Origin of the sequence: Neisseria sp. P0019.S003, from assembly GCF_051957115.1 — a bacterium.
Classification (GTDB): Bacteria; Pseudomonadota; Gammaproteobacteria; order Burkholderiales; family Neisseriaceae; genus Neisseria; species Neisseria flavescens_D.
In genome coordinates this window covers 1-3,016 of record NZ_JBQCWT010000014.1, presented here as the reverse complement: position 1 = coordinate 3,016, position 3,016 = coordinate 1, and the positions used below count along the sequence as shown (strand labels likewise).

The window sequence follows — 3,016 nt, the reverse complement described above, 5'->3', positions numbered from 1 at the left end:
AGATAGCTCGCGTTAGTCAATCCCAAACACCTGAGTGCAGGCTGCTTTGAAGGTCGTCTGAAAACCCAAAAAGCAGCCTGTACTTTTCAGACGACCTCAACAGGTAAACCCTTCCCACCCTTACCCATACCAATAATTTCCATCTAATTTTCCCCATATAATGCGAAAAGCCTGCCGCAACCGTCCGCTGGCAGAAGCTCAAACGAAGCGTAACCGATATTTGTCGAAGACCCGTTATGTGGTCGAATAAAGCTTCGGTACGTTACACCGTAAATTCCGCTATACGGGGGCAGCCTATTTTGGTCTGCTCAAAGTGAGTGCGCAAAGCCATCTGAAGGCGATGTGTTTGAACCTGTTGAAAGCCGCCAACAGGCTAAGTGCGCCTGTTGCTGCCTAAAAGGCGGTTGGATGCCTGATTATCGGGTGGCCGGGGAGGATTAAGGGGGTATTTGAGTAGAATCAGTGGATATTTGAAACAAAAACAGCCGAAAACCTGTGTTTAGGTTTCGACTGTCGGGGGAAAAGGATTTTTGCAAAGGTCTCAGGATATTTAAAAAAAGCTGAAACACATGCTGTTTCAGCTTTTTGTTATTCAAAATAAGATATTATTGCTTACCAATAAATGCACCAATGGTATTTTCGTTTTGGAATACGCCACCAATTTCTTTAGCATTTTCACCATAGAAACCACCTTTTACAGCAGTAGATGCGCCCTCTTTAGAAGAAAATTGATTGCCTTTAATATCCGCATTCAATATCACATTACCGCCCCTCTCAGCCTCGCGTTCAAATGTTCCGTTTAAGGTCTTATTACTAAAATCTACCGTTAAATCCGTTTTACCAATTGTTGCTTGGCTTACAGAATTGTTGTGATAAGTATGACCCATTGCTTCTACGGAATATTTCACAATACCTTGTTGAGGCATTTGTGCCATATCGGTAGATTTTCCCGCAAAAAAAGCAAAATCTTGGGAATGTCCAATTTTTTTTGAATCTTCACTCATGCCCAGCGCACTGACTACACCCACTTGTACATTATCTGAGCTACGAGATACTAATATCTTAGAGATGCCAGCAGGTGTATGAGAAGAGCCGTTAAGACCACCTGCATACATGCCCCATCGGTTATTAATATTTGCCATATTATTTGGCGTAGTTGGTCGTAAATCCAATGTAATTCCATTGACGATAATTTGATGGAAATCATTTTTATCTACGCTTAATGAATGCTTAGAATGCTCTGAGGCAGTAGTATTAACACGAACCAAATAATTATCGCCCCCATTGCGTAATGGGTCTTGAGTCTGAGTGGTTGGTGAAATAGAAGATGTCGGATTATTTGGTTGTATGCTAGGTTGATTGTTGGATACGTTTGAACCGCTTCCACCACTACTACAAGCAGCTAAACCCATTACAACAGCCATGGTAATCATTCGATATTTCATGATTTCTATCCTCATTATAGTAAAAAATATTGTTTTAAAAGATAAGCAAATTTGTATTCATTGCAATGCTTCATCTTATTTTAAACCCTGTTTAATCAAGTCGTCATAACCGCCATGATTAATAACTTGAGTATATCCTAGTTTTTTGAGTTCTTGCAATGCAACTTCTGCACGGCGACCGCTGCGGCAATAAAGATTGATAGGTGCATTTTTGTTAGGTTCAATTTGTGCAATTTGTTGTGCGATTTTATCGTGCGGTACGTTAATGGCATCGGATAAATGACCTTGTTTAAATTCATCGGCACTGCGAACATCAATCCAAACACCTTTTGCACGAGGAGCTTGTGTTTTTTGTGTAGCAGGGGTATGTGGTAAATCGTGGGCATAAGAAGTAAATGTTGGCAAGGCAATTGCGCTAACTAGACATAAAACGCTGATGTATTTTTTCATAATGTTTTCCATTTTTAGTGAGTTGATGTTTTGGTTTCAGGCAGCCTGAATATTCCCACGGTCAATTTTAAACTTTTGTTTAATGATTGCCAATATTGATGAATCAATAAACCAACAGTTTTCAGACAGCAAAATTGCGCCATTGTCTACAAGGTGGGTCATACTTTGTCCTGTAATGGCGTTGTGTTCTGTGATGTTAATGCGAGGTTGATGTCCCCAATCGCCGCAAGGTAAATAAGGTAAAGCTGCTAAAACAGCGTTATTGTGTAGAGTTAAATCGTGGTTTTCGCAAGCTGAAGAACATTTTCCAATAACTGATACGGGGCAAGGGGTATTTTTTGGGAGTTCATTTGGTAAAATTCCCAGCAAAGTGGGGCATAAATTGAATTTTTTTGCCCATTCGTTTAAGGCGCGTTTGGCGGCTTTGGGGTGTTGAAATAAGCCATGCGGTGGAGCAGGATAAAATCCTGCTTTAAGTGGGCGAACGCGTGTTTTCAGGCAGCCTGAAACATCTTGCACAACAATAGTATGACGAATAATTTCATCGTTTGGTAACAAATGATAGCGCAACATCATTTCGGCACGTGTGATTTCTGAATGTAGCGCACCAATGGAGACCTTTGCAAAATTCCCCAAAATCCCCTAAATTCCCATCAAGACATTTAGGGGATTTTCCATGAGCACCTTCTTCCAGCAAACCGCACAAGCCATGATCGCCAAACACATCGACCGCTTCCCACTATTGAAGTTGGACCAGGTGATTGATTGGCAGCCGATCGAGCAATACCTGAATCGTCAAAGAACCCGTTACCTTAGAGACCATCGTGGTCGTCCCGCCTATCCACTGTTGTCCATGTTCAAAGCCGTCCTGCTCGGACAATGGCACAGCCTCTCCGATCCCGAACTCGAACACAGCCTCATTACCCGCATCGACTTCAACCTGTTTTGCCGCTTTAACGAACTGAGCATTCCCGATTACAGCACCTTATGCCGCGCCGACAAAGGCTATGACAGTGAGGAAAACCGGCAACATCTGAAAGAGCATCGGCTGCAGGACGGTATTATGCGCAAAGCCCACCGCAAACATCCGCTGACGGAAGTGCAAACCAAACGCAACCGAT

General features: G+C 42.5%; 4 protein-coding genes and 1 pseudogene. 2 read left to right on the top strand and 3 right to left on the bottom strand.

Features of this window, described 5'->3' with window-relative positions; translation table 11 throughout:
• Positions 1–157: 157 nt before the first annotated feature.
• Positions 158–397 (top strand): annotated as a pseudogene (locus ACTHTS_RS10795) (transposase); the annotation flags it as partial.
• Positions 398–605: 208 nt separating this feature from the next.
• Here the strand turns inward: ACTHTS_RS10795 and ACTHTS_RS10790 are convergent.
• The 3 genes from ACTHTS_RS10790 to ACTHTS_RS10780 all read right to left on the bottom strand — a co-directional run bounded on the left by ACTHTS_RS10790 (position 606) and on the right by ACTHTS_RS10780 (position 2,531).
• Positions 606–1,445: a Slam-dependent surface lipoprotein gene (locus tag ACTHTS_RS10790; protein ID WP_440370021.1), complete on the bottom strand. Its 840-nt coding sequence runs from the start codon at positions 1,443–1,445 to the stop codon at positions 606–608.
• 75 nt (positions 1,446–1,520) lie between these two features.
• Positions 1,521–1,883, bottom strand: a complete 363-nt coding sequence (locus tag ACTHTS_RS10785; RefSeq protein WP_440370022.1) for a rhodanese-like domain-containing protein — start codon at positions 1,881–1,883, stop codon at positions 1,521–1,523.
• 48 nt (positions 1,884–1,931) lie between these two features.
• A complete protein-coding gene (locus tag ACTHTS_RS10780; protein WP_440370020.1) occupies positions 1,932–2,531 on the bottom strand; it encodes a hypothetical protein in 600 nt (199 codons plus the stop codon).
• Positions 2,532–2,571: 40 nt separating this feature from the next.
• Here ACTHTS_RS10780 and ACTHTS_RS10775 point away from each other — a divergent pair.
• On the top strand, positions 2,572–3,016 hold a 445-nt coding region (locus ACTHTS_RS10775; RefSeq protein WP_440370019.1), incomplete at its 3' end, for a transposase.

What these genes read in the sequence shown, in the direction of transcription:
- ACTHTS_RS10790 (WP_440370021.1), bottom strand. Translation starts at nt 1,445, where the DNA reads ATGAAATATCGAATGATTACCATGGCTGTTGTAATGGGTTTAGCTGCT.